Origin of the sequence: Aquiflexum lacus, from assembly GCF_015476655.1 — a bacterium.
Classification (GTDB): Bacteria; Bacteroidota; Bacteroidia; order Cytophagales; family Cyclobacteriaceae; genus Aquiflexum; species Aquiflexum lacus.
The window spans coordinates 1-23,924 of sequence record NZ_JABFHF010000012.1; the positions used below are offsets into that span (position 1 = coordinate 1).

The 23,924-nt window shown below is 39.1% G+C and carries 19 protein-coding genes and 1 pseudogene; 7 read left to right on the top strand and 13 right to left on the bottom strand.

The window, feature by feature from the left end; all coding sequences use genetic code 11:
• Nucleotides 1-123 precede the first annotated feature (123 nt).
• The 3 genes from HMJ38_RS12140 to HMJ38_RS12150 are packed head-to-tail and all read right to left on the bottom strand — an operon-like array spanning nucleotide 124 to nucleotide 3,091.
• Entirely contained in the window at nucleotides 124-1,161 is a 1,038-nt protein-coding gene (locus HMJ38_RS12140) for a glycoside hydrolase family 113 (protein ID WP_194974674.1), read from the bottom strand.
• The gene (locus HMJ38_RS12145) at nucleotides 1,158-2,366 is read right to left on the bottom strand and encodes a bifunctional alpha/beta hydrolase/OsmC family protein (RefSeq protein ID WP_194974675.1); all 1,209 of its coding nucleotides are present in this window, start codon (nucleotides 2,364-2,366) and stop codon (nucleotides 1,158-1,160) included. The genes HMJ38_RS12140 and HMJ38_RS12145 overlap by 4 nt, the downstream gene beginning before the upstream one ends.
• Before the next feature lie 23 nt (nucleotides 2,367-2,389).
• Nucleotides 2,390-3,091, bottom strand: coding sequence for a DUF6503 family protein (locus tag HMJ38_RS12150; protein WP_194974806.1), 702 nt, complete (start codon nucleotides 3,089-3,091; stop codon nucleotides 2,390-2,392).
• A 218-nt stretch (nucleotides 3,092-3,309) separates the two neighbouring features.
• On the opposite strand from HMJ38_RS12150, the gene HMJ38_RS12155 reads away from it, so the two are divergent.
• A complete protein-coding gene (locus tag HMJ38_RS12155; protein WP_194974676.1) occupies nucleotides 3,310-3,765 on the top strand; it encodes a (2Fe-2S)-binding protein in 456 nt (151 codons plus the stop codon).
• A gap of 2 nt (nucleotides 3,766-3,767) precedes the next feature.
• Nucleotides 3,768-5,930 carry a xanthine dehydrogenase family protein molybdopterin-binding subunit gene (locus HMJ38_RS12160; RefSeq protein WP_194974677.1) on the top strand — a complete coding sequence of 721 codons (2,163 nt, stop codon included), beginning with the start codon at nucleotides 3,768-3,770 and terminating at the stop codon, nucleotides 5,928-5,930.
• 49 nt (nucleotides 5,931-5,979) lie between these two features.
• Here the strand turns inward: HMJ38_RS12160 and HMJ38_RS12165 are convergent, their stop codons facing one another.
• Nucleotides 5,980-6,711: a hypothetical protein gene (locus tag HMJ38_RS12165; protein ID WP_194974678.1), complete on the bottom strand. Its 732-nt coding sequence runs from the start codon at nucleotides 6,709-6,711 to the stop codon at nucleotides 5,980-5,982.
• Between the two features lie 264 nt (nucleotides 6,712-6,975).
• On the opposite strand from HMJ38_RS12165, the gene HMJ38_RS12170 reads away from it, so the two are divergent.
• From HMJ38_RS12170 to HMJ38_RS12190, 5 genes are all read left to right on the top strand, one after another.
• Nucleotides 6,976-7,968, top strand: coding sequence for a glycosyltransferase family 2 protein (locus tag HMJ38_RS12170; RefSeq protein ID WP_194974679.1), 993 nt, complete (start codon nucleotides 6,976-6,978; stop codon nucleotides 7,966-7,968).
• 162 nt (nucleotides 7,969-8,130) lie between these two features.
• Nucleotides 8,131-8,895, top strand: coding sequence for a glycosyltransferase family 2 protein (locus HMJ38_RS12175; protein WP_194974680.1), 765 nt, complete (start codon nucleotides 8,131-8,133; stop codon nucleotides 8,893-8,895).
• Between the two features lie 138 nt (nucleotides 8,896-9,033).
• Entirely contained in the window at nucleotides 9,034-9,945 is a 912-nt protein-coding gene (moaCB, locus tag HMJ38_RS12180; RefSeq protein WP_194974681.1) for a bifunctional molybdenum cofactor biosynthesis protein MoaC/MoaB, read from the top strand.
• A gap of 160 nt (nucleotides 9,946-10,105) precedes the next feature.
• On the top strand, nucleotides 10,106-10,504 hold the full coding sequence (locus HMJ38_RS12185; RefSeq protein ID WP_228780028.1) for a VOC family protein: 399 nt from the start codon (nucleotides 10,106-10,108) through the stop codon (nucleotides 10,502-10,504).
• 116 nt (nucleotides 10,505-10,620) lie between these two features.
• On the top strand, nucleotides 10,621-11,775 hold the full coding sequence (locus tag HMJ38_RS12190) for a hypothetical protein (protein ID WP_194974682.1): 1,155 nt from the start codon (nucleotides 10,621-10,623) through the stop codon (nucleotides 11,773-11,775).
• A 179-nt stretch (nucleotides 11,776-11,954) separates the two neighbouring features.
• Here the strand turns inward: HMJ38_RS12190 and HMJ38_RS12195 are convergent, their stop codons facing one another.
• The 9 genes and pseudogenes from HMJ38_RS12195 to HMJ38_RS25795 all read right to left on the bottom strand — a co-directional run.
• On the bottom strand, nucleotides 11,955-13,289 hold the full coding sequence (locus tag HMJ38_RS12195; protein WP_194974683.1) for a TolC family protein: 1,335 nt from the start codon (nucleotides 13,287-13,289) through the stop codon (nucleotides 11,955-11,957).
• Between the two features lies 1 nt (nucleotide 13,290).
• Nucleotides 13,291-13,965: an ABC transporter ATP-binding protein gene (locus tag HMJ38_RS12200; RefSeq protein WP_194974684.1), complete on the bottom strand. Its 675-nt coding sequence runs from the start codon at nucleotides 13,963-13,965 to the stop codon at nucleotides 13,291-13,293.
• 320 nt (nucleotides 13,966-14,285) lie between these two features.
• On the bottom strand, nucleotides 14,286-14,999 hold the full coding sequence (locus HMJ38_RS12205; RefSeq protein ID WP_194974685.1) for an SDR family oxidoreductase: 714 nt from the start codon (nucleotides 14,997-14,999) through the stop codon (nucleotides 14,286-14,288).
• A 292-nt stretch (nucleotides 15,000-15,291) separates the two neighbouring features.
• Nucleotides 15,292-15,870 (bottom strand): outer membrane beta-barrel protein, encoded by a 579-nt coding sequence (locus HMJ38_RS12210; RefSeq protein ID WP_194974686.1) that lies wholly within the window; start codon nucleotides 15,868-15,870, stop codon nucleotides 15,292-15,294.
• 159 nt (nucleotides 15,871-16,029) lie between these two features.
• Nucleotides 16,030-17,703, bottom strand: coding sequence for a tetratricopeptide repeat protein (locus HMJ38_RS12215; RefSeq protein ID WP_194974687.1), 1,674 nt, complete (start codon nucleotides 17,701-17,703; stop codon nucleotides 16,030-16,032).
• Nucleotides 17,704-17,804: 101 nt separating this feature from the next.
• Nucleotides 17,805-18,041 (bottom strand): hypothetical protein, encoded by a 237-nt coding sequence (locus HMJ38_RS12220; protein ID WP_194974688.1) that lies wholly within the window; start codon nucleotides 18,039-18,041, stop codon nucleotides 17,805-17,807.
• Nucleotides 18,042-18,441: 400 nt separating this feature from the next.
• Nucleotides 18,442-20,898, bottom strand: a complete 2,457-nt coding sequence (locus tag HMJ38_RS12225; protein WP_194974689.1) for an ABC transporter permease — start codon at nucleotides 20,896-20,898, stop codon at nucleotides 18,442-18,444.
• A 225-nt stretch (nucleotides 20,899-21,123) separates the two neighbouring features.
• A complete protein-coding gene (locus tag HMJ38_RS12230) occupies nucleotides 21,124-23,535 on the bottom strand; it encodes an ABC transporter permease (RefSeq protein ID WP_194974690.1) in 2,412 nt (803 codons plus the stop codon).
• A 281-nt stretch (nucleotides 23,536-23,816) separates the two neighbouring features.
• Nucleotides 23,817-23,903: pseudogene (locus HMJ38_RS25795) on the bottom strand (hypothetical protein); the annotation flags it as partial.
• Nucleotides 23,904-23,924 lie beyond the last annotated feature (21 nt).

Here is a 23,924-nt window from a genome sequence, read left to right on the forward strand (position 1 = left end):
GTGACATCTAGGTGGGCTGCAGACCTCTCCTGACGTCGAGGTGACAAGGCAAAGTCCTGTAATAGAATTGAATGCTATTTGTAGTTCCGTACCATCAATTTTCAATTCTGTCATTGGTACCCATTACAATCCAGCAGTATAAAAACTCCGCATCACCTCCTGCGCTTTTTTGTTTTGAGGGGTAAAATCAGGATCCCTGTCTCTGGGCTGGGGATACCATTTCCAAAAATAGGCTCCTGCCAGCCAGTCTTTATCCCAAACTGTTTCAAAAAATGCCTGATAGCACAAGGCCTGTACCTCTTCCGATAAAGCCACTTCCTTGCGCTCTTTGGGCCAGACCCATGGTTCAATGCCCGCATCCACCGTATTGCAATATCCGATTTCGGTGAAGATTACCGGTTTATTGAATTTCTTTTGGACTTTTTCGATTTCTTTGATTTTTTTATTCCAACCAATTTTCAAAGACGCTAAATCAGGATTGATTCTTTCAGTCAAAGGGAAATAGGCCTGAATCCCTATATAATCCAATGCGTCCCAAAAGCTCACCTTTTCATATTCAGTAAAATTTGCTGCATAGGTCAACTCCCCACTAAAAACAGTCCTGATTTGATCGATCAGGACTCTCCATTCTTTTTCTCTTCCGGAAGTCAACTCCAATTCTGTTCCAATACACAAAATTGGGATCTGATGGGATTCTGCATAATGGGCAAAGTAAAGGATGAACTCAGAATACTGTCCAAACCATTCTACCCAGTCTTTTTCTGAGTCCATCTCTATGGCACCGGGCCATTCTCCTCTGACCCAAAGATGCGGTTTAAGAATGGATTCAATCCCCTCTTCCCTCGCTGACTCAGTTGTATATTCAACACCAGTCAAAGACTCTCCCCACCACATTCGGTCTGTATGCTTTTCCCATTTGATATCAGGAAGATTGGGATCGGCTTGCCATCCAAAAGGGGTTTGGGAAATATGGGTCACTCCAAAACTTTCCAAGGAATCCAATTCCCAGCCTTCCAATGGTTTTGGACTCCCTACCCAACAAACTCCTTTTTGTTTATTTAATACTTTGATGGAACTGACCTCCTCAGCCGCTTGATTTTGATAAGTCCAAATAGCAAGGACCAGCAAAATCAAAATTCCAAGGAGTAAGGTTTTTTTCATTTGAATTTGGTCTCGATAATGATGTCATCATGCAAGGTCCTATGGACAGGGCATTTATTGGCAATTTCCAATAGCTTTTCTTTCTTCTCATCATTCAAATCTCCTTTGATTTCGAGGCTTCGGGTAAATCTGCTGACCTTTGAGCCTTTTTTATCAAAATCTTCAGAATCCTCTTTGTGCACCTTATCATGATCCAAATAGACCGTTATTTGCTTAAGATCCCAACCTTTTCGGTCTGCATACATTTTCAAAGTCATTACCGTACAGGTGCCCAAGGAGGCCATCAACAAATCATAGGGAGTTGGACCTAAATTGTCACCTCCAACTTCTTTGGGTTCATCTGCCAATAAATGATGAAATGGTGTTTTAATTTCAGAAGTATAGCCATCCCCAAATAACCTGACTTTTACCTGATGTCCCTTGATGTCATTTTCATTTATTTCTATTGGCAAATACTTTTTGGACCAAGTACTGATCAACTCCCCTACATATTGACTTTCCTTTTCTTCAGACAATAAATGATCAGCCCCATCCAAAGAAACAAAGCTTTTGGGATGAAAGGCGTTTTGATAAAGTTCGGCAGCATTGGATATGTCAACTATTTGATCTTGGGGAGAATGTAAGAAAAGAAATGCCTTTCTCATCCCAGAAATCAAATCGGGAAGGTTTTTACTTTCCAAATCCTCCACAAAATCTTTTTTGATCCTGAAACTTCTCCCCCCGATATTGACTTTGGCTGACCCTTCTTTTTTGATGGTTTCAATATCCGATTCAAAAAGCTTTTTGACATGCTTGGGATTTGCTGGTGCTCCAATAGTGACCACCGCTTCCACATAGTCAAGTTCTGCTGCCGCAAAAATTACCGCAGCACCTCCCAATGAATGGCCAATTAATAACTTCGGCGCTTCGTAGTTCTTCTCTAAAAAGTCTGATGCAGCCAATAGGTCCGCCACATTGGAGGAAAAACCTGTGTCTTCAAAATCTCCTTCGGAATTGCCCAATCCTGTGAAATCAAAACTCAATACCGCCACCCCAAGTTGGGAAAGTGTATTGCTGATATTGCTGACAGCCTTGAAATTTTTTGAACAGGTAAAACAATGCGCAAAAATTGCAAAAAATCTAGGCTTTTCATCCAAAGGAAGATAAAGCCGAGCTGACAGCTCAAAGCCATCTTTATTTTTGAAATTCAATCTTTCAATTTTCATGGCTTTTTTCATTTAAGGTTAAGTTATTTGATCAATTCTACCTGGATATTTTCCAAAAGAATCTCAGACAGCAATTCCAATTTACCTTCTTTATACAAACTGCCCATCTGGTCAACAGGGGTATTTTTATCCTCGGGCTTATAATTTTCATAATCCTTGAAAATCAATCCATTGACATTGTGTTGTTGAATGGCTTTTCTGAAACGCACCCCGCCCCCATCTGTATGATAAGAATAAGCCAGATAATCAATTAAAAAAGTCTCTTTATCAAACCAATACAGGAAGATATCATCGAAATCCTCCCCGCCTCCATCCTCTGAAAAAGTGACTTTCACCAAGTGGTAAGTTTTCCCGTCGATTTCATCCTCTCCCAAATAGGTTTTATATACTGCAGGATCATTGAGTCCGTAAGGCAAAAAGGCAAAATAAGCAACAGAATTGACCGATCTGCTGAATGCGCCGGTTCGTTCCTCTGTCAATTGTACTTTCTCACCGTTTATTGTTCTTTGAAAGCCCTCATTGTTCAGGACATCTTTCACCATTCCTGTGGAATCAGAGAATTCCAGGATATATTCAAAGCTATTTGGAGATTTGAAAATCTGATAATTTCTGTCCCGGAAATCAAAACTGATTTTAGCCTTTTCAAATAATTGACCACCATGAGCGGCTATGGCCTGATCCACTATTTTCTGCGCTTCAGATTTCGTTTCGCAGGATTGGAGCATGAGTAAAAAAACGATTGCTGCATAAGGTAATAATTTCAAAATGGATAGATTTTTCATTCGATGATTTTTGTTTACAAAATCAAAATTAATGATTTCCAGTTCATAAATTAATTGATTTGAATTAAACGGTATGTCCTCAATTTGATAAAACTCCTGAATACTAAGGTTCTTCTGTTTTTTATATCTAAATTATAAGCTCTTCATAATAGATTTCACTTATGACAACTTCATTTATTCTCAACGGAAAAAAAGTTGAGGTTACGGCAGAATCAGATGCCATTTTACTTTGGACCTTGCGGGAAAGGCTTCATTTGACAGGCACCAAATATGGCTGTGGTATCTCCCAATGTGGGGCCTGCACAATTCATCTGGATGGTAATCCTGTGAAAGCCTGTATCATGCCTTTGTCAGCCGTAGAAGGTAAAGAGGTTACTACCATTGAAGGTCTTTCTCATAACAATTCCCATCCTTTGCAGAAATCATGGATTTCCGAGCAAGTGCCTCAATGTGGTTATTGTCATTCCGGACAGATTATGCAGGCAGCAGCGTTATTGAAGAAAAATCCGAAACCCAACAGGGATGAAATCATCAAACACATGAACCCTGTTTTGTGCAGGTGCGGGACCTACACCAGAATTATGAAAGCCATAGAAAAAACCATCCAAAATAGCTGATCATGGAAAATGAATTGAAAGAAAATACCATTTCAAGAAGAAAATTCCTGAAAAGAAGCGGTGGATTGACATTTTTGGTTGCCGGCATTGGCATACCGGCTTTTGTTTGGAAAAAGGAAGAATCTGCGGAAAATAATGTTCAAATCTCTGCTTGGGTGCATTTAAGCACTGACGGGACCGTCACCATTTATAACCCAGCTGCAGAAATGGGACAAGGAACGATGACCGCTTTGCCGGCCATTATCGCTGAAGAAATGGATGCGGATTGGTCAAAAGTGAAAATCGAGCATTCGCCTGTTGAACCTAAAATCTACGGGATCCCTTGGGGAGGTGGTGGAAGAGGCGGAAGCATGTTGACTGTGGGCAGTAGGTCCGTAAGTGGTCATTTTGAAAACCTCAGACAATCAGGGGCACAGGTCAGATTTGTACTGATGAGCAATGTGGCAGAAAAGTGGGGAGTGAATATTGACGAATTGGAAACACAACCGGGCATGGTCATTCATCCCAAAACAGGCAAAAAAATATCTTACGGAGAGATCGCTTCCTTTGCAAAATTCCCAGAAGAAATACCTGAAATACCTACAAATAAATTGAAGAAAGTGTCAGAGTTCAGATTGATCGGCAAAGATTTTCAAAGGTATGATATCCCTGAAAAGGTCAATGGATCAGCAATCTATTCCATAGATATCCAAGTCCCCAACATGGTCTATGGCATGATCAACCGATCGCCAGTAAACGGCACCAAACCTGAACTGAATAATGAAGCCGAATTACGAAAAATACCTGGAGTCATTGAAATAGTCAACTTGGATTACGGCATAGGCTTCATCGCAAATAGCATAGAGGCTGCCCAACAGGCAAAATATACTGCAGACATCAATTGGAAGGGTCAAACCAAAGCAGATAACCATAACAGCCAATCTGCCTACAAAGAATATGAAACATTGGCTGAATCAGGAAATTCAGGCTCTATGGTGGCTAGTTCAGGAGACTTTTCACGGGAGATTCCGAACACCAGAAAAGTAATCCAAGCGGATTATAAAAATGATTATGTCTACCATGCCCAGATGGAACCGCTCAATGCAGTGGCTTGGGTCAAAGACGGTGAAGCCGAGGTTTGGGCGGGAACCCAGGGCACAGATGGGGCAAGGTCAGCTATCGCCAATCACCTAGGCATTGATTTCAAAGCGGTGAATCTTCATCCCTGCTATCTTGGCGGAGGATTTGGAAGGCGGTCCATGAATGATTTTGTACTAGAAGCAGTGGACCTTTCCAAAGCAGTAAACCTACCAGTAAAATTGATCTGGACCAGAACTGATGATATTCAGTTTGGCGCATTCAGACCCATTTCTCTTCAGAGATTGGAAGCCGGAATAGATGCTTCCGGTCAGATTAAAGCATGGAAACATGTGGTTGTCGGTACAGGGGGCGGACTGCTGGGTTCAGGCGCAGACATTCCTTTTTATGACATTCCCAATAAACACATCGAGGTCAGAAATATTGACCATGGAGTCCGGACCAAACATTGGCGGGCGGTGGGACATGGACCCAACAAATTTGCCATTGAAACCTTTGTGGATGAAATCGCTATTGATCAGAAAACAGACCCTTTGGAATTGCGAAGGCAATTGATGAAAAATCATCCACGGGAACTTAAGGTTCTGGAAACAGTGGCCAAAATGTCCGATTGGGGCGGAAAAATCCCTCAGGGAAGAGCAAGGGGGATTGGTTTTGCAGAGCGAAGTGATTCTTTGGCAGCTGGAGTTTGTGAGATTTCCCTGGACCGCAAAAGCGGAAAAATCAAAGTCCATAAAATCTGGTGCGCATTGGATGCCGGTATCGTAGTCCATCCTGATAATGCCAAAGCTCAGGTAGAAGGTTCATTGGTCATGGGACTCAGCAGTGTGATGTTGGAAAGCATCACTTTTGAAAATGGGGAAGTACAACAGAACAATTTTCATGACTATCCCATCTTAAGGATGGAAGATGCCCCGGAGCGTATAGACATAGAAATCATTCCTTCTATAGAAAGACCAACAGGTATCGGTGAGGCAGGGCTGCCTTTTATGGGCGCGATAGTTTCCAATGCTTTTGCATCGCTGACCGGTAAACGCTTAAGGCATATGCCATTTACACCTGAGAAGGTATTGGAATTGCTGGGATAGGACTGCTTTTTTAAATTTCAGAATCCAGTTTACAAAGTAAGGGTAGCATTTACTTGTAACTCCTGTAAGCATATTCTGCCCGCAAATACAAGTGGTTTCCCAAAGAATCAACCCTGTAACTTTCTCTTTTCGCGGGAAAAAGAATTCCCGTAGAATTATCCCATTCCAAATTATATACCAGACTAAAATGGTCTGAAGTTTTGGCTTTGTAGGCAACAATCCTGAAATCTTCGGGATCAAAAAAATACCACCAAATGTCTGTTTCAGGATTTTCCGGATCCCCATCAATAACTTTAACTGTTTCCACTTCCTTCCCATCAGGAAGTTTTGACAATCCAAGATAGGAAAGTTGTTTCCCAACATCCAACAAGTCAAAAGGCTTTGTCATGACATAGTAAGCTGCATCAATATCTCTCTTTTTATTGCGTAGAAACCCTTCATTCTGTATTACATTTTCTCCCATCAAATATTGTGTTCTAATCCCATCAAAGATTACTTTATGGGTAATGCTATCCTTTTCCCAAGACATTTTTGCTTCGAAGTAAGGCTTGAGTCTGAATTCATTTTGTTGTAATGAATGAGATTCAATTTGTCCATCTTCAAAATACAACCAGCTTTCCTTTTCCATAGAAAAAGTCCGTAATTGGTCCCAGGCCATTTGTCCCCCATGAGCTTCAATTGATTTTTCAATGCGTGAAATAGCCTCTTTATCTCTGCCTGATGAGCAACTCATCGAAATGAACAAAATCAATAGGGCAATAAATTTTAAAATGTTGTTCATAGGTTATGGTGCTTTGGAAGCAAAGTTAAAAATAAGAGCTAACGAATGACAAAAGGTCTAGTAGGATTTTAATTAACCTGAAAAATATAAACAGTATTTCATTTTTTATAATTTTTGATCGATTTTTTTGAAGAAAAAATTATTTCTAAATAAATTTTTTATAAAAAAAGTAAAAAGTGGATTTATTTTATAAATTCACTTTCCATTTATCAAATCTTTGTTGCATTTAATCAAATCCCTTCGTCCTAAGTAAAACTTTCATTTATGGGCATAAAAAAGTCAGTTTCAATCATCATACCGAATTTTAATGGTTTAAGTTTACTAGAGCAGTATCTGCCTTATACCATCGAAGCAATAGAAGTTGAAAATGTACCTTATGAAATTATCGTAGTGGATGATGCGTCAACTGATGGATCCGTTGATTTTCTAAGTCAAAATTTTCCCCAAATAATTATTGTTCAAAATAAAGTAAATGGGGGATTTTCTTATACCTGTAATAAAGGTCTTGAAGCTGCCAAACACGAACTCTGTCTCTTTTTGAATTCAGATGTCAAGCTGACTCCAGGTTATTTTAGTGAACAATGGCAATACTTTGAACTTGAAGATACATTTGGGGTGATGGGTAGAATGCTGACGCCTGATGGCAATAGGATTGAAGGTGCCGCGAAATTACCTGTTCTTAAAGGTTTCAAAATCAAAGTCAACAAACAATTTTATTCAACTTCCTCCAATAAAAGGAAAACCCCGACCATTTTTCTATCAGGGGCAAATTCCTTGGTGGTGACCAAAAAAATGAGGGAGTTGGGAGGCTTTGATGAAATTTTCAGTCCTTTCTATTCAGAGGACCTTGATCTTGGATTGAGGGCATGGCGAGTTGGATGGAAATCCTACTACGAGCACAAATCCATATGCTACCATCTTGGATGCCATACCATAAAAAGTGCTTGTAAAAGAAGGAAAATGAAATCCATTTATTTCAGAAACAGGATGTTATTGCACGCCATACATGTAGAAAGCAGGCATCTTCCTTTTTGGAAAATGCAACTGTTCTTATTTGAAGTTCTCCCGAAATTTTTGATAGGAAATTTTTGGATCCTAAAAAGCTTTTTGGAATACAAAAAATACAGTGTTGAAATTGAGAACTCTAGGAAATCCCTTGAAATTCTGATGAAGGATCATGAGAGTCACGTATCGATTTTTGATTTGGAAAAAGATTTTGAGAAATCACTGACATTTCAAAATCCAAAATTTATCTAAATTATCAACAAATATGTTGCCCATCTGTTCATGATATTTGGTATTGTTTCTCTTTGTATTTCAATTCGAACCACGGGTCAAGTAAATTAATATTGAAATACTTCGATTTTTCTTCAGATTGGAATTATTTTTGATCTTTAGCCATTCCGGTAAATTACATAGATGTTTCCATTAGTCAGTATTATCATCCCATGTTATAATCAGGCTCTTTTTTTAGAAGAAGCAGTCGATTCTGTTCTGAGCAGCACATATCCCAATTTTGAAATTATTATTGTAGATGATGGCAGTCATGATCATTCTGCTAAAGTAGCTCTCAAAGTCCATCAAAAATATCCTGAGATAATACATGTCATCATGCAGGAAAATGCTGGCCCTTCAAAAGCTAGAAATGTCGGCATCAAAGCAGCAAGAGGCAAATATATCCTTCCTTTGGATGGAGACGACAAAATCAGTAAGGATTATATCAAAGAAGCTGTTGATATATTTGAAAAAAATGAGGAGGTAAAAGTGGTTTACTCCGAAGCTAATAAATTCGGGAACAAATCCGGTCACTGGCAACTCAAACCTTTTTCCAAAAAAGCATTGGCATTGGACAACATGATCTTTGTCTCGGCACTTTACAAAAAATCAGATTGGGAAAAATGTGGTGGCTATGATACCCGAATGACTTGGGGATGGGAAGATTGGGAATTTTGGATAAATATGCTAAAATCAGGAGGAGAAGTCGTCAAGCTTCCGATAACTGGTTTTTATTATAGAATAAGGGAAGGATCAAGAAGAAAATCCACTGATAAAGAAGCCAAGCAAAAAACCATTGAACTTATCAATGAAAAACATATAGATTTCTTAAAAGAACAGATAGGAGGCCCCCTTCGAAACCCAAGGTCCTGGTCGGAAGTGATCAATAAGGTGAGCGGGTGGTTTTAGAAGGATAAGGAAGGAAGGATGAAGGATGAAGGGTGGGATTGAAGATTGTTGATATTAGATTTTAGATTTGTTCTTGGTTCTTGCTTCTTGGCTCTTGGTTCTTGCTTCTCATATCTCATATCTTAAACACAAAACCCAATGGTTGACATCACCCACAAATCCCCCACACTGAGGAAAGCAATTGCTCAAGCGATTGTAAGCGTCAGTTCTTATGATACCATAAAGGCATTGGTGGAGAAAAATGTACCCAAGGGAGATGTGTTTGAAATGGCAAAAACAGCCGGACTTTTTGCAGCCAAAAGAACTGCCGACATGATTCCCGATTGCCATCCCCTGCCCATTGAATTTACCGCTATCCAATATAAAATCGAAGGGCTGGACATCCATGTCCATGTTGAAATCCACACCATCTATAAAACAGGCGTAGAAGTAGAAGCCATGCACGCGGCCTCAGTTGTCGCATTGACGATGTATGACATGCTCAAACCCATCGACAAAGGCATTAGCATCAACCAAATCAAACTTTTGGAGAAAAAAGGTGGAAAAACCGATTACAATAAAAAGGATCAAAATGCTTTCAAAGCAGCTGTGATTGTTTGTTCGGATTCCATTTCAGCCGGTGACAAAGAAGACCGGGCGGGAAAGGCAATCATAGAAAAATTAGAAAAACACGGCGTTCAGATAGCTGACTATATTATAATTCCTGATGAAAAGTCCGTCATTCAGGATAGGGTAAAAAAATACACCGAAGAAAAAGTAGAATTACTGATTTTCACAGGAGGTACAGGACTGTCTCCCAGGGATGTAACCCCGGAGGCCATCAGACCCATGTTGGAAAAAGAAGTCCCGGGAATTGAAGAGGCAATTCGGTCCTATGGCCAGAACCGAACGCCTTATTCCATGCTCTCCAGGAGTGTAGCCGGATTGGTTGGTGACAGTTTGGTATTGGCATTGCCAGGTTCCACCAAAGGTGCTGCCGAATCCATGGATGCTATTTTCCCGGCAGTATTGCATATTTTCAAGGTTATGGAAGGTGCTAGGCATGATTGAAAAGAAGGTTTATAAAAATTGCATGGCATTAAAAGCCCTTTTGATCGTTCCTACTTTGTAGGGAAAATGCATGAAACTTTCTAAATATCTTGACATTACTTATTAGCAAGCATTCCATTTTAACTGGACTACAGGTCCTCCATTAACTCCACGCATTGATATGATGACATTGGAACACGTTGCAATTTGGACAGAGAAACTCGAACTTCTGAAAGATTTTTATTGTCTACATTTCCATGGTAAAGCAAATTCACTTTACCACAATAAAAAGACCGGATTCAAAAGCTATTTTATCAGCTTTTCAGGAGGTGCCAGATTGGAAATCATGCAGATGGCAAAAATCCCAGCCAATTTAAATGACAGAAAGTCCAAACAACACCTTGGATTGATACATTTGGCATTTGGAGCCAATTCGAAAGAAGAGGTAGATGAAAAAGCCCAAGAACTTTCGGAAGCAGGTTCTGAAATTCTCAGAGGTCCCAGAACTACGGGAGATGGCTACTATGAATTTGAGACTTTAGATCCTGACGGCAATAGGATTGAGGTGACTTTCAAATGATTCAAGCTTTTTATTTAAAAGTGATTTTCATGCACAAATCAATTTTTAAAGATTTTTTTTGAAATGCTCTTTGGTATAAACTAAATATTTAATAAGTTTACCTAAACTTAAACATCATGAGAAACATAAACCTAATATTGGCGCTTTGCCTATTGTTGGCATGTAGCCAAAAAAACAGTGAATCTTTGGAGGAATCAATGGGCTATCAACTGGTAAAAACCGATTCCTTCCAGGTTGATAATCTAACGAGGGTGCAGATTACTGATTACAATGAAGCTGAAAATATCTTTTTGGGTTATTCGGAGGCGGAAAATGATATCCTGGAAATTTCTCCTAAAGGTGAAATCCTAAAAAGGGTCAACCGCCGGGGGGATGGCCCAAATAATATGGGTAATTGGACTCCCTTGGGCATGAGTTTTGGCCCTAATGGAGAGCGGATTTTCCAACTGCCATTCCAACTGTTAAGTTATGACAAAGATTACAATCAAATATCCAATTTGAGGATACAATCTCCGCTTCCCGTAAGGGCAAATATTCCACTTGGGCAGACAGCTTATTTTTTGGAGGATGGAAAACCCAGGTACTTGGTGGGCCCCACCACATTCCTATCAGCTCATCTTTTGATTTACAATGAAGAAGGAAGGGATACCCTTCAGAATTTTTCTTTATTAAATCCAGAATCCGGCGATATGAAATCCATTATTCCTTACGAACAGGAATCATATTACAAGAAAACAGAGGCTATTTATTATGGGCGTATGGGTAAATCTTTTTTTGTTGAGGATAATGAATTAATAGTCGTACATAATCTGGCAGATGAGATTCTTGTATATGACATCAACGACAATTTCGCACTGAAAAGAACAGTTCCCATCAACCATAGTACGTTTGAGAAATATAATCCTTTGCCCATCGGCACAGGGATGGATGATCCCAAAATGAAAGAACTGAATTTTATGTCCGGAAAAAATGAGAAACTCCTCTCTTTAGGCAATCAGCTTTGGATTCTATCTTATTTTCAGGGCGTCACACCTGCCTTATATGAAGCAAATAATTCAGAAGACAGTCCTTTCTCCTCAAAAAAGGTAAAGGAAAAACAAAAACTTTTGGTTTTTGAAAAAGGAAAACAGATTCCTGCAGAAATCCAATCACCAAGGGGCAATATATTATTTGCCTTTAATGGAAATCATATTTTGGTTTCTGAAGAGCCTAGTGAAGAGACTGAAGAGGAATTTACGAGATATAGTGTTTATGAGCTGGTGAAGCGGTAAAAAATAAGTTTTGTTCCATTATATGAGGTTTTTTTTGAACTGATGTTTGGATCAAATCAGAAAATCCAAAGCATGCATCAAAAAAATAGGCTGCTCCTTTTTGGAACAGCCAACTTGGGTTTGAATTTTACTATTATATAGCCTTCTTTAAATTTTAAAACCAGTATTCTTTCTTCTAATTAAACCTCCACGTCTAACACCCCCAAAGCAAACCTCAAAATCACTTCCTGAAAATATAAAGTATAGAGTGATTGGGCATAGTCCGACTGAGCGGTGACCAATTGTTGATTGGCTTGGGCAAGGTCCACGAAGTTGGAAACCCCTAGCCTGAATCTCTCTGAAATGGCCCTTTGGGCTTCTTCAGCAGCGGCCAATTGCACCTTAGTTGTTTCTTCTCTTTTGATGGAAGCTTTGAAATTTTCGTAGGCCAGTTTGGTTTCTTGCGTTACCCTTCTTTCAAGTGCTGATTTTTCAAGTTGCTGGTTCTGTAGATTGACTTTGCTTCTTGCAACGGAAACCTTGTTTTCAAAATTATTGAAAATCGGGATATTTAAAGAAATTCCATAAGTACGTCTTGGGTAAATCGTAAGAAACTGATCCCTGATATTTCTTTCATCCAAAGAAGTAAAGAAAGTATTGTAATTGAAAAATGCATTGAGCTGTGGCAGCATGGCAGACCTGGAAACAGCCACCATTTTCATATTTCCTTCTTCCAATAACTGTTGCTGAACAAGGTCCGGTCTATTTTCAAATGCCAAATCATACAATTCCTGTAAAGTCCTGCCCATGTAAACACTCTCCACATTTTCCATTTGAACCGGTTGAAGTGCGGGAAGTTTGTTTGGACCCAATTGCAAGGTTTCGGCGAGCGTCCACAAATCTGTTTCCCATTGAATTTTGGAATTTAGGGCTACGGTTTCTAATCTAGCAACTTCAGACTGTTGGTTGTATTGGTCTGAAAGTGTTCTCAGCCCCGCCTCAACAAAGCCCTCAATCTGCTCCAACTGTTTTTTCTGATTTTCAAGATTTTCCAGTGCGATACGGTACAATTCTTCGTCCAATAATACTTGAAGGTATTGTTGGGCAATATTGAACATCACTTCCTGCGAGGCTCTTGAAAGGCCATATTCCCCTGCTTCCTCAAAATAGCGACTGGCCTGTGTATTTTTGATTCTCATTCCCCCATTATAGATCGGCATTTGTGCGTTGGCGCCGCCTTCAATGATGTTATTGACCTGATTGACTACAATCAGCTGCCCTTCCACCTGTTGAAACTGCTGTCCTATGGTCTGCAATACTGATGTATTCAAATTCAATCTAGGCAAGTGTCCCATTTGCGCAGCACGTTTTTCCATATGGAGTACATCCTGCTGATTGTTCAGAGATTGAAAGGTTACGTTTTGCTTCAACCCAATTTTAACTGCCTCCTGAAAAGAAAGTGGTATAGTATCTTGCGCCTTAAGTTCTCCAATAAACAGGCCCAAGACCAAATAAGTAATTAAAATCTTTTTCATATTAAATTGTAATATCCTGATCAATTTTACCATCCAACATTTCGATCAAACGGGTACCATAATCTGCATTTTCGCGGGCATGAGTTGCTTGGATAATCGTTGTTCCCTCTTTGTTTAATTCCTTGAAAACTTCCATGATTTCTTTTGCCTGTGCAGAATGAAGATTTCCGGTAGGTTCATCGGCCAATAGTACCCTAGGCCTGCCTGCAATGGCTCTCGCTATACCTACCAATTGCTGCTGTCCGCCTGAAAGTTGCTCGGGAAAGAGGTCTTTTTTAGCAACCATTTTAAAGCGGTCCAAAATATCAGCTATGATGCTTTTCCTTTCCGAACCCGAAACATTTCTATAAAGAAGCGGAGTTTCGATATTTTCATACACAGTCAATTCATCTATCAAGTGATATGCTTGAAAAATATAACCAAACTCAGTTTTATGTAAAGCTGATCTTTGTTTGTCTTTCATCCCGTTGATGGATTTGCCATCGAAAAAATATTGCCCCTCATAATCTTCATCCAAGAGCCCAATGATATTGAGCAAAGTAGACTTTCCTACGCCTGATGGGCCCATGAAAGTAACGAATTCTCCCTGATCGATTTTGATATCTATCCCTTTTAAGATAAAAACCCGTTGAAATCGGGATTCAATGAATTTATCAATGTTTGTAAGTTGGATCATTTCTTTAAAATTAGACCTGCCTGCCGGCAGGCAGGCGTGAGATTTGAGACGTGAGACGTGAGATTTGGGACGCTAGTTCCAATAGAAATCAGGATGAGACAAAACCTTATGCCATGGTAAAATATTTATTTTTGGTTTGTTGATGGATAACGGAAACATCCCTGCCTGCCAGCAGGCAGGGGACATCCGGCTTCCGACTTCGAACATATTCCCAAAGCCATGCCACAAAAAAAAGCCCATAATTGTCCGTATAAGGGCAATAATGGGCAATACTTCTCCATTTTATCCGAACAACTTTGTTCGCTGGCGGACGAATTAAATCATCCTGGCATGCTTGGCCTCACTTCAATCTTACTTGGTAAGGTCCTCGGATGCATTTGCATCAGGTCAACAACCATTTGTCCTAAGTCCTCAATCTGTATTTTCCACGCATCCTTTTCATTGGGAACATGGTCATTGAAATAAGTGGCTACAGAACCGGGCATAATGGTCGTGAACCGGATCCCCTCTTTTCTCAAGTCTAGCATCGCAGCTTGTGTAAAACCTGTAACCCCGAATTTGCTGGCATTATAGGCCGAACCGTTGGCAAAGAAATTGGTGCCTGCCAAACTGGAAATGCTGATGAAAAAACCTTTGGTAGCTTTCAGAGCCTCCACTCCGGCTTTAAGGCTATAGAATACTCCTGTTAGGTTGGTGTCTATGGTTTCGTGCCATTGCTCCAATGTCAGATCCTGTACCGGTGCAAAATGACCAATTCCGGCATTAGCCACTAAGAGGTCCAATTGTCCCCATTTATCCATAACCTTTTTTACAGCTTTTGTCTGAGATTCAAAATCCCTAACATCGGCTTCAATACCTATGGCTTCTCCTCCTCCAATTTTGTTAAGATGGTCAGCAGCTTCATCAGCTGATTTTTGGGAACGGCTGGTAATGGCCACTTTCATTCCTTGTGCCACCAAAGCTGCAGCTATTCCATAACCTATCCCTTTGCTTCCGCCTGTAATCAGTGCGGTTTTATTCTCTATTTTCTGCATGGTTTTTATTAATTTAAAAATTCAAACAATCCTTTTATAGAACCTACACAACTAAAAAGTGGTTCACTTTTTTTCTTTTCGACAGAAAGGGGAAATTAAAAACGACTGAAGTATTTCCAGATTTTTAACTATAAAAAAATTAACTCTGGAAGATTATTTTAAAAATATAAGAACGAACGAAATTGTTTCATTCAACTAAAATCGTCCGCTCTATTGAAACTAAGATTAGCCCAACCTTGTGCTTATGTAAGTATTACACACATAGGACACAAGTAAACCCAAGAGTGGGTCACTAAAAACCGATTCTAATACCTGCGTTAATCATGAAAGCATTTAAACCCGCACCCACTCCATTCCGAGGAGAGATAGTTTCTGATATTCCGTATTTATAAGCGAAATCAATAAATAAAATACTTAAGTCAAAACCAATTCCCCCAATTGCAGACAACTGAAAGTTATTTAAATCATCTGTTGTTACAGATGTAATTGCTTCAGAAATAGTATCGTTTACATTGAATGCAAAGTTTGGACCAGCAAACACCCTCATCCCAAATGCTCTTCCCCCATCAGGTTCAAATAATTTAAAACCTACCATCACTGGTACATTTAACTTTGTAATAGCGATATCTCCAACATTATCAATTTCCATTTTGACAGGAGTAACCATGAGACCTGGTTGCACAAATAAAGTTCCTCCAATTTGAACGTCAGCTCCAAAGCTTAAACCATTTTGGCTATTGATTTGACCCTCGACAGCCTCATAAGTCAAATTTGAAAATTGAATCCCAACCTGAGGTCGGAGCGAGAATTGAGCCATAGCATTGTAACCCATAAAGAGCAGTACTACTGTTGTGTAAATAAACTTTTTCATAAATTAATGTTTATAATTTTGTTTCTTATTGTTAAAAGCTAAAACTAATTATAAAAATAAGAATAAATTATAATTCGTACTGCAAAAATACACTACATATCAAAAAATCACCCATGCATTACTACTACAAAAAATGTTAATGAACTTATTATCATCTATTTATATTTTTGAAAAATATTCTACCAAACTAGTTTCAGTGTTGGTGAGATTTAATTTTTTACGAAGTCTTGTTCGAGCTACTTCTATACTTCGGTAGGATTGTCCTGTGATGGAGGAAATTTCTTTGGTTGTCAAATTCAATTTCAGGAATGCACAAAGTCTTCTGTCATTGGTGGAAAGTGGGGGGTTGATCTCATTGATTTTATCATAAAATTCATCATTTACCTGCTGAAATCTTATTTCAAATTCTTCCCAAACAGATGGATTTTGGGCGTTATTAAGTTCTACGATTATTTCTTTAATCAAGACAGTTTGGTTTTTTCTTTCTGATATACTTAGTTTTTTAAGCTTCTCGATGACTTTTTTGATCAGTTCATTTTTTTGAATTTGGTATATAACCCCAGTTGCCAACTCTTTGGTTTTGACAGTCAATTCATTTTCCACCTTGGTTTTTTGTAAAGCGATGTTTTTAGAATTTAAAATAATATTTTCCTTTTCCAGCCTCAATCGACGGCTCCTATTATTGGCTAAAAAATACAGAAGACCGAGAATGATGATGATCAGCCCTGAAATCAAGCTTAATAATTTTATGTTGGATTCCTTACGATCCAACTCAATTTGAAAAAGGTTTTCCTTCTCTCTGAAATTGGAAGTAATTTCAAACTGTTGCAATTCTTTTAATGCATTCTCATTATTTATTTTATCCTTAAGTGCCGTGTGCAGCAAATGATACTTTAAAGCGGAGTCCAGCATGGCTTTTTCATGATAGATTTCAAAGATCAAATATTGAGATTCCGAAATAGAGCTAATAACTCCAACCTTTTGGGCCAATTCCAACGCATTGTAAAAAGATGCCAAGGCATCTTCCCCCTTTTGCTGTGACCTATGGAATTTACCTATCGATAGAAACGATTTAATCAGACCTGAGCGGTCATCCTTACTTTCCCTGAGCTCAAAGGCTTCGGACAGGTAAACAAATGATTTATCGAATTCTTCCAACTCCATGTAAATGGTACCAAGATTATTCAATAAGTTGCTAAGTTCGGTTTCAAACCCCGGAGTCCTACGGGCAAGACTTATTCCTTTTTTATAGAAATCAATAGCGATATTACTCTGATTTCGCTGCTTGGCAATCACCCCAAGGTTATTATAAATACTGATGATTTCTTTACCCGGCTTTTCCGAGTCTGCATAAATTTTTTCAAAAATCTCCAAAGAATTTTCAAAATATTCAGAAGCATTATCTAATTCCTTGATCTGAAGATATATGGCACCGATATTGGTCATGGCATAAGCAATGGCCTTGTCGTCATTTAGCTCCTTGTGGATTTCTAAGTATCTATAAAAATAGGGAATGGCAAGTTCCATCACCCCCTGCTGAAAAAATTGTACTCCCAAATTGAAAAGCGCATAGGAGATATATTTTGGATTTTTGGATTTTTCAGCAATTTCAAGGGCCTTTTCACCATATTCCAGAGAAACCAATACCTCTTTTTTTGCATATTCTCTGGAAATGGCAACATTGAGATAAACTTTTATCGAATCGTTTTTTGAAGTTTCGATAAGGTATTGCAAGGAATCTACTTTGGAAAGATCCTGTGCAAAAAGTCCAAATCCATTTAGTAAGATGAATATCAATATGAAGGGTAAAACTCTAATCTTGAAGCATTTCATACGGTTAAAAACATCATGCAAATTATAAAAATTTGAGAATTTACAGTTAATTTATTAAAGAATCAGATCAATGGCAGTAAACTAATTGCCTTCCATTTCCGTCACGAAGCAATTTCAAGGGCCTTTTCACCATATTCCAGAGAAACCAATACCTCTTTTTTTGCATATTCTCTGGAAATGGCAACATTGAGATAAACTTTTATCGAATCGTTTTTTGAAGTTTCGATAAGGTATTGCAAGGAATCTACTTTGGAAAGATCCTGTGCAAAAAGTCCAAATCCATTTAGTAAGATGAATATCAATATGAAGGGTAAAACTCTAATCTTGAAGCATTTCATACGGTTAAAAACATCATGCAAATTATAAAAATTTGAGAATTTACAGTTAATTTATTAAAGAATCAGATCAATGGCAGTAAACTAATTGCCTTCCATTTCCGTCACGAAGCACATCATCAGGTAAGTACAGAAAACCTAAATCAGTAGTAATTTCTTCCTTTTCTTATTCCTTGTATCTTGCCTCTGACTACCCACCAAAAAACTTTGTGTTTTCTTTATTGAAATTGTCTCGCTTTTTTAAGGTCATAGATTCTTCAATACGCATTTGGATTCTCATATAAGCCAGGATTCAATAAGCTCCTTTCAGAATGACGGTGGAAATTTCACCCTCCCCTTTCCAACATACCCCTGTCTCGCCTCTTCTTGTTTTTTGGCTCTTGTCTCTTCATCTTCCCTACCCCTACTCTCCTCTCAAAGAATCGACAGGATTGGTAGAAGCTGCCCGCAAAGACTGTATTCCCATGACTGACCAAGCAATTAACATGACGATTCCTATGGCAAAGAGAACTGTTTCTAAACCCAAGTCTATCCTGTATGTATAATCTTCCAGCCATTTGCTCATTCCCCACCAAGCCAAGGGTGCCGCAATAACAAAGGCCACTAAGACTAACTTGGTAAATTCCTTTGAGAGCAACAATACCAATGAACTTACGGATGCTCCCAAGGCCTTTCTGATCCCGATTTCCTTCCTACGCTGCTCTGCCGTGAAAGCCGTCAAAGCAAACAATCCCATGCAGGCGATGAAAATTGCAAATCCGGTAAAAGCAGCAAAAACCTTCCCTATCCTAGTCTCTGAAGCATACATAGAAGCAAATCTCTCATCCAAAAATTCATAATTAAAAGGCTGTCCCGGTGCCAATTCTTTCCATTTACTTTCCAACAACTGCAATACTTCCTTCGCATCTTGTGTCCCAAATTTAAAGGAAGCTATACCTGTAGGATTGGGGTCGACATACATCAACACAGCCCCAATATTTTCTTTTAAAGATTCAAAATGAAAATTTTCTACAACGCCAATTACCGTTCTGACCTCCAAATCATCCTTATTCAATCCTGACACATTATCCCCTGTAAATGTTGTGATTTTCTGCCCAATAGGATCACCTTCGAAATTAAAGTTCCTTACAGCTGATTCATTGATAATTACTGCTGAAGAGTCGGATGGAAAATCCATGGAGAAATCCCTTCCATGAACCACCTTCATCCCCAATGTCTTCACATAATCAAAATCCACACTCCAATTCTGGATAGAAACCATATTTTCCTGATCTTGGATATCCCTGCCCATCACCCACCAAGGGTTGTCGGACCTGTTGGTACCCGACACCGGTAAAAATCCACTCAAAGTCCCTTTTTCAATCAAAGAACTTCCCAAAATCTCTTGTTTGAAAGCTTGTTTTTGATTCCCTAAGGCATAAAGGTCATGGACCATAACAATCTGATCCTTATTGAAACCCAGGTTTTTATTTTGGATAAAATTCATCTGGGAAAAAAGCACTATCGTACAGAAAATCAGGATAATGGAAATTGAAAACTGAAATACCACCAAGGAACTTCTGACCGTAGAACTTTTCATACCATTGGAAATATCCCCTTTCAAAACTTTGGCAGGCTTGAAACCAGACAAAAAAACCGCAGGATATATCCCGGCAATCAGTCCAACTAGCATGGCGCCAATCAGTAGCCATGAATAAAACTCTATTTCACCCAGTGGCAGGCTTAAATTTCTACTTGCCAAGACATTGAAAAAGGGCAGCAAAATAGAAGCTATAAATACAGCGAGGATAAAAGAAATAAAACTCATCAAAAAGGTCTCTGCCATGAATTGGAAAATCAAATCTCCCCTGCCTGAACCCATACTTTTGCGGACTCCAACTTCCTTGGCACGGTTGGAGGATTTGGCAGTGGCCAGGTTCATAAAGTTGATGCAGGCGATCAGCAGGATAAATACCGCAATGGCCACAAAAAGATATATGTAGGTAATTGAAAAGTTGACTTTGAACTCACCCAACAAGTCACTGTACAAATGAATGTCCAACAGGGGCTGTAAGGAATATTCCACCTTATTTCCACTGGCTTTGAATTGCTCTACTGTAAAATCTTCACCCATAACTTGCTTCAACATAGGAGTCAAATGTTTTTCAGTCATTACAGCTATCTTTTGCTCCATTTCACTTTTATCAGCATTGGGGTTGACCAGAATATAGGTCTGAAAATTATTCCCCAACCAATGTCCGGACTTTGCTTCAGGCAATCCCTCGGCGGCTAGTAGCACATGGAAATTAAAATGACTGTTTTCGGGAATATCTTCATAGACTCCTGTGATTTTGTAGTCTTCTTTATTGTCCAATACCAAGCTTTGCCCCACTGCATTTTCTCCTTTAAAAAACTTATCTGCCATGGTTTGGCTGATCAACATGGTGTTGGGTTTGTCCAAAGCTCCTTGTTTACTTCCCTGTACCAAAGGAATGTCAAATACATCCAAGAAATTCTGCCCTACAAAAATTACTTTACCCTCTTTGATATTGTCATCAAATCTTTTGATCAGAAAAGAACCCTGATTTCTAAAATGTACAGAGGCCTCTACTTCAGGTATCTCTTCCACCAAAGCTTCTGCCATTGGTGCAGGCGCAAAAGTCATGTTAAAGGCATTGCCACCAAAGACAATATCAGAAGTCACCCGATATATCCGTTCTGAATTCGGAAAGTGCCTGTCGTAACTCAGTTCATTATGGACAAAAAGTGCAATGATCAGACAAAGGGCAATACCTAAAGACAAACCCAAAACATTGATGATGGATATGCTCTTGGTTTTCCAAAAGCTTCTAAAGGCTATTTTTAGGATGTTTTTTAGCATGGGTTTGAGGTTTGGTATTTGTACCAAGTACCATGTACCGAGTACCATGAGATGGAACTCGATTCAGAATTGTACCTTTTGATTTTATTTGACATTTTCTTCCAAGTTTTTGTTTTTCCACCTCCCAATAATCAGGAAATGCTCCTTAGGTCTTGAACAGACCAAATACATTGTACATCGTACTTTTTACACCTTGTCCGCCGTGGCGGATGGTACATAAGTTCACTATTCACTTTTCAACACCTTCGCGGGATTGGTCTTGGCTACTCCGAGGGAATGAAATCCGACTACCAGTAAGGCCAGTATCAAAACTCCTAATCCTACACCTGCGAAAATCAGATAGGGCATGTCTATTTTATATGCAAATTCCTGTAACCACATATTGCTAAGGTAATAAGCTGGATAAGCCGCCAAGGCAAAGGACATCAGCACAAGCCATACATATTGTTTGCTGACTAAAGCGATGATCTGAAGTATACCTGCGCCCAAAACTTTTCTGATACTGACTTCTTTGGTTCTTTGAGCAATAGTAAAGGAAGACAAACCAAACAGTCCCAAAATAGAAATCAGAATGGCCACTCCTGCTGCAAAACCTAAGACACCTTGGATCTTTCTGTCTTCCTCATAAAAACCCTCCAATACCTCGTCCATAAAATTAAATCCGGAAGCTTCATAAGGAAACACTTCCTCTACCAATGATTCCAATCGCTGTTTGGCATAGGCAAGATTTTGTTGTGAGGATATTTTGGCTGTTAGCAGGAAATAGTAGTCAGGCTGGTAAATCAATACCATAGGCATGATTTCCTCTTTCAGGTTACGGGCATTAAAATTCTCTACCACCCCTACAATTATTCTTTGTTCAGCGCCAAAGCGGATAGATTGACCCACCACTTCCCCGGCGTCGGGGGAACCCAAGGCTCTAAGGAAATTGCGGTTAACCAATATTTCATTGGCCACATTATGGGCCTTTCTACCAGCTAATAAATGAATTCCGTTAACGGACACAAAAGCCGAATCCACATTCATCACATGTACATTGAGCTGTTGCTCAATGGAATCTACCATCACATAGGCATCTGAAGTCCAAATGGCATTGGAAGAAACCAAGTTGTTACTCAAGCTTACCCCTTCCACAAAGCTTTCATTTCGGATTCTATCTGCCAACAATTCCCTTTGGGACCTTTCTCCCATAAATGGAAGATTCGTGTACATCACCGCTTCTTTTTCAAATCCCAAGGGTTGAGAGCTGATGTATTTCAATTGGCTGGTCAAGACCAAGACCATGATAATAAAAGTAATGGAGGCGGTAAACTGCAAAACTGCCAGATTTTTCCTAAGAAATACCCCAAATGAAAAGCCATGCTCATGATGCAATTCTCCCTTGAGTGCCCGCTGCGGTTGGTAATTGGCCAAAACGAAACCTGGATACAATCCAGAAACCAAAGTCAAGATGATTGTATTGGCAGCTAAGAATAATAAGCTCAATTGGCTAAGAAAAGAAGCTTCGAAATTTGCAGGAAGGTAATCTGCAAAATAGATTTTAATCAAATCAGCAATAAAGAGAGAAACCACAGAGGCAATAATCACCAAAACAAAAGTTTCACTCAAAAATTGAAATATCAATTGACCACGGTTGCTGCCCAAAGTTTTCCGGATTCCCACTTCCTTGGCCTTATTGATAGCCAATGCAGTTTCTAAGTTGATAAAATTCAGGCAGGCCAACAGCAAAATAATGATACCTATATAAATCAGTCCATTCAAAAGAGTTTTTGAAACAGTCGTATCATCGTAGTTTTCAGAAAAATGAATCTCCTCAAGAGGTTCTCCGATAAAATCCGGGTGGCTATCCTGTTCGCTGAAGTATTTTTTTGCCAAAACAGCAAGGCCTTCATCCAAATTGGCTTTACTCGAATTTTCTCCAATCTTCACAAACAATTGACTAGAGGTATTCAGATTAGTCCAACTGTGAAGGCCATACCAATCCTCTTTCTCTTTTTTGGCGATGGTGCTAAAGGAAATAAAATCCGTAAAAATAAAGTCCGAATTTTCAGTATAATCCGCCACTACACCTTGGACCTGCGCATAAATGGAATCTGAAGCATCGATCCATAAGATTTCTTTTCCCAAAACATCATTGGCATCTAATCCAGGAAAGTATTTTTGTAAACTGACTTCGGAAATCACCGCAGAATATGGTTCCTGCAAGGCTGTTTGGGGATTACCGGAAATCCACTCCCGTTGGAAAATCTCAAAAAATCCCGGATTGGAAAAGGCCACCCTGTTACTTCTTCCTATCACTTTGTTTTGCTCCGGTATGACCACCATAGTCTCGTACAGGGTATACAACCTGCCTTTATTTTCTATAAAGGAAAGTTCCTCATCAATCACTTCTCCCAAAGGTCCATTGGTGGCGGAAGTTTGAAAGATATTTCCCGGCTCCCATTCTTCAATAGTATTGATTCTGAAAATCCTTTCGCTATCTGCATGAAACCTATCGAAACTGTAGGCATTCCAGACTACAGTGAAAATCACCAAACATATGGCAATCCCCAAGGAAAGACCCAATATATGGACCAAAGTACGGAGCTTGTTCCGCTTGATATTTCTAATGGCGATGATGAGGTAGTTTTTTAGCATATCCTTCAAAGATTACATTCTCAAGAATCCCGGAAATAAAAATAACCATTCCAGACCAACATGTTCTTGCCAATACCCATGCCAAGTCAAAATGCCCAAAATTGGCTGAAATAGACTCAATTCAGGGATTAGAGTCTTTTGCTGCGAACATTTTTGTTCGTGGGCGGACGAATTTGGGGGTTTTGCTAGGAGATTTGGAGTTGATTGGTGAGAGAAAAAAATTAATTATGTAAAGGGTTTGATAAAAATCTTTAGAACAAATTAATAAAAAAATCAAATTATCAATAGCTATCAAACTGCTTCAAATGATGATCAAGATGCTTGTATATTAACCTTGACCATTCATTCCTATCGAGGTTCCCAAAAAATGGATGTGGGAATAATTAATC

What these genes read in the sequence shown, in the direction of transcription:
- HMJ38_RS12140 (WP_194974674.1), bottom strand. Translation starts at nt 1,161, where the DNA reads ATGAAAAAAACCTTACTCCTTGGAATTTTGATTTTGCTGGTCCTTGCT.
- HMJ38_RS12145 (WP_194974675.1), bottom strand. Translation starts at nt 2,366, where the DNA reads ATGAAAATTGAAAGATTGAATTTCAAAAATAAAGATGGCTTTGAGCTG.
- HMJ38_RS12150 (WP_194974806.1), bottom strand. Translation starts at nt 3,091, where the DNA reads ATGCTCCAATCCTGCGAAACGAAATCTGAAGCGCAGAAAATAGTGGAT.
- HMJ38_RS12155 (WP_194974676.1), top strand. Translation starts at nt 3,310, where the DNA reads ATGACAACTTCATTTATTCTCAACGGAAAAAAAGTTGAGGTTACGGCA.
- HMJ38_RS12160 (WP_194974677.1), top strand. Translation starts at nt 3,768, where the DNA reads ATGGAAAATGAATTGAAAGAAAATACCATTTCAAGAAGAAAATTCCTG.
- HMJ38_RS12165 (WP_194974678.1), bottom strand. Translation starts at nt 6,711, where the DNA reads ATGAACAACATTTTAAAATTTATTGCCCTATTGATTTTGTTCATTTCG.
- HMJ38_RS12170 (WP_194974679.1), top strand. Translation starts at nt 6,976, where the DNA reads ATGGGCATAAAAAAGTCAGTTTCAATCATCATACCGAATTTTAATGGT.
- HMJ38_RS12175 (WP_194974680.1), top strand. Translation starts at nt 8,131, where the DNA reads ATGTTTCCATTAGTCAGTATTATCATCCCATGTTATAATCAGGCTCTT.
- moaCB (WP_194974681.1), top strand. Translation starts at nt 9,034, where the DNA reads ATGGTTGACATCACCCACAAATCCCCCACACTGAGGAAAGCAATTGCT.
- HMJ38_RS12185 (WP_228780028.1), top strand. Translation starts at nt 10,106, where the DNA reads ATGATGACATTGGAACACGTTGCAATTTGGACAGAGAAACTCGAACTT.
- HMJ38_RS12190 (WP_194974682.1), top strand. Translation starts at nt 10,621, where the DNA reads ATGAGAAACATAAACCTAATATTGGCGCTTTGCCTATTGTTGGCATGT.
- HMJ38_RS12195 (WP_194974683.1), bottom strand. Translation starts at nt 13,289, where the DNA reads ATGAAAAAGATTTTAATTACTTATTTGGTCTTGGGCCTGTTTATTGGA.
- HMJ38_RS12200 (WP_194974684.1), bottom strand. Translation starts at nt 13,965, where the DNA reads ATGATCCAACTTACAAACATTGATAAATTCATTGAATCCCGATTTCAA.
- HMJ38_RS12205 (WP_194974685.1), bottom strand. Translation starts at nt 14,999, where the DNA reads ATGCAGAAAATAGAGAATAAAACCGCACTGATTACAGGCGGAAGCAAA.
- HMJ38_RS12210 (WP_194974686.1), bottom strand. Translation starts at nt 15,870, where the DNA reads ATGAAAAAGTTTATTTACACAACAGTAGTACTGCTCTTTATGGGTTAC.
- HMJ38_RS12215 (WP_194974687.1), bottom strand. Translation starts at nt 17,703, where the DNA reads ATGAAATGCTTCAAGATTAGAGTTTTACCCTTCATATTGATATTCATC.
- HMJ38_RS12220 (WP_194974688.1), bottom strand. Translation starts at nt 18,041, where the DNA reads ATGAAATGCTTCAAGATTAGAGTTTTACCCTTCATATTGATATTCATC.
- HMJ38_RS12225 (WP_194974689.1), bottom strand. Translation starts at nt 20,898, where the DNA reads ATGCTAAAAAACATCCTAAAAATAGCCTTTAGAAGCTTTTGGAAAACC.
- HMJ38_RS12230 (WP_194974690.1), bottom strand. Translation starts at nt 23,535, where the DNA reads ATGCTAAAAAACTACCTCATCATCGCCATTAGAAATATCAAGCGGAAC.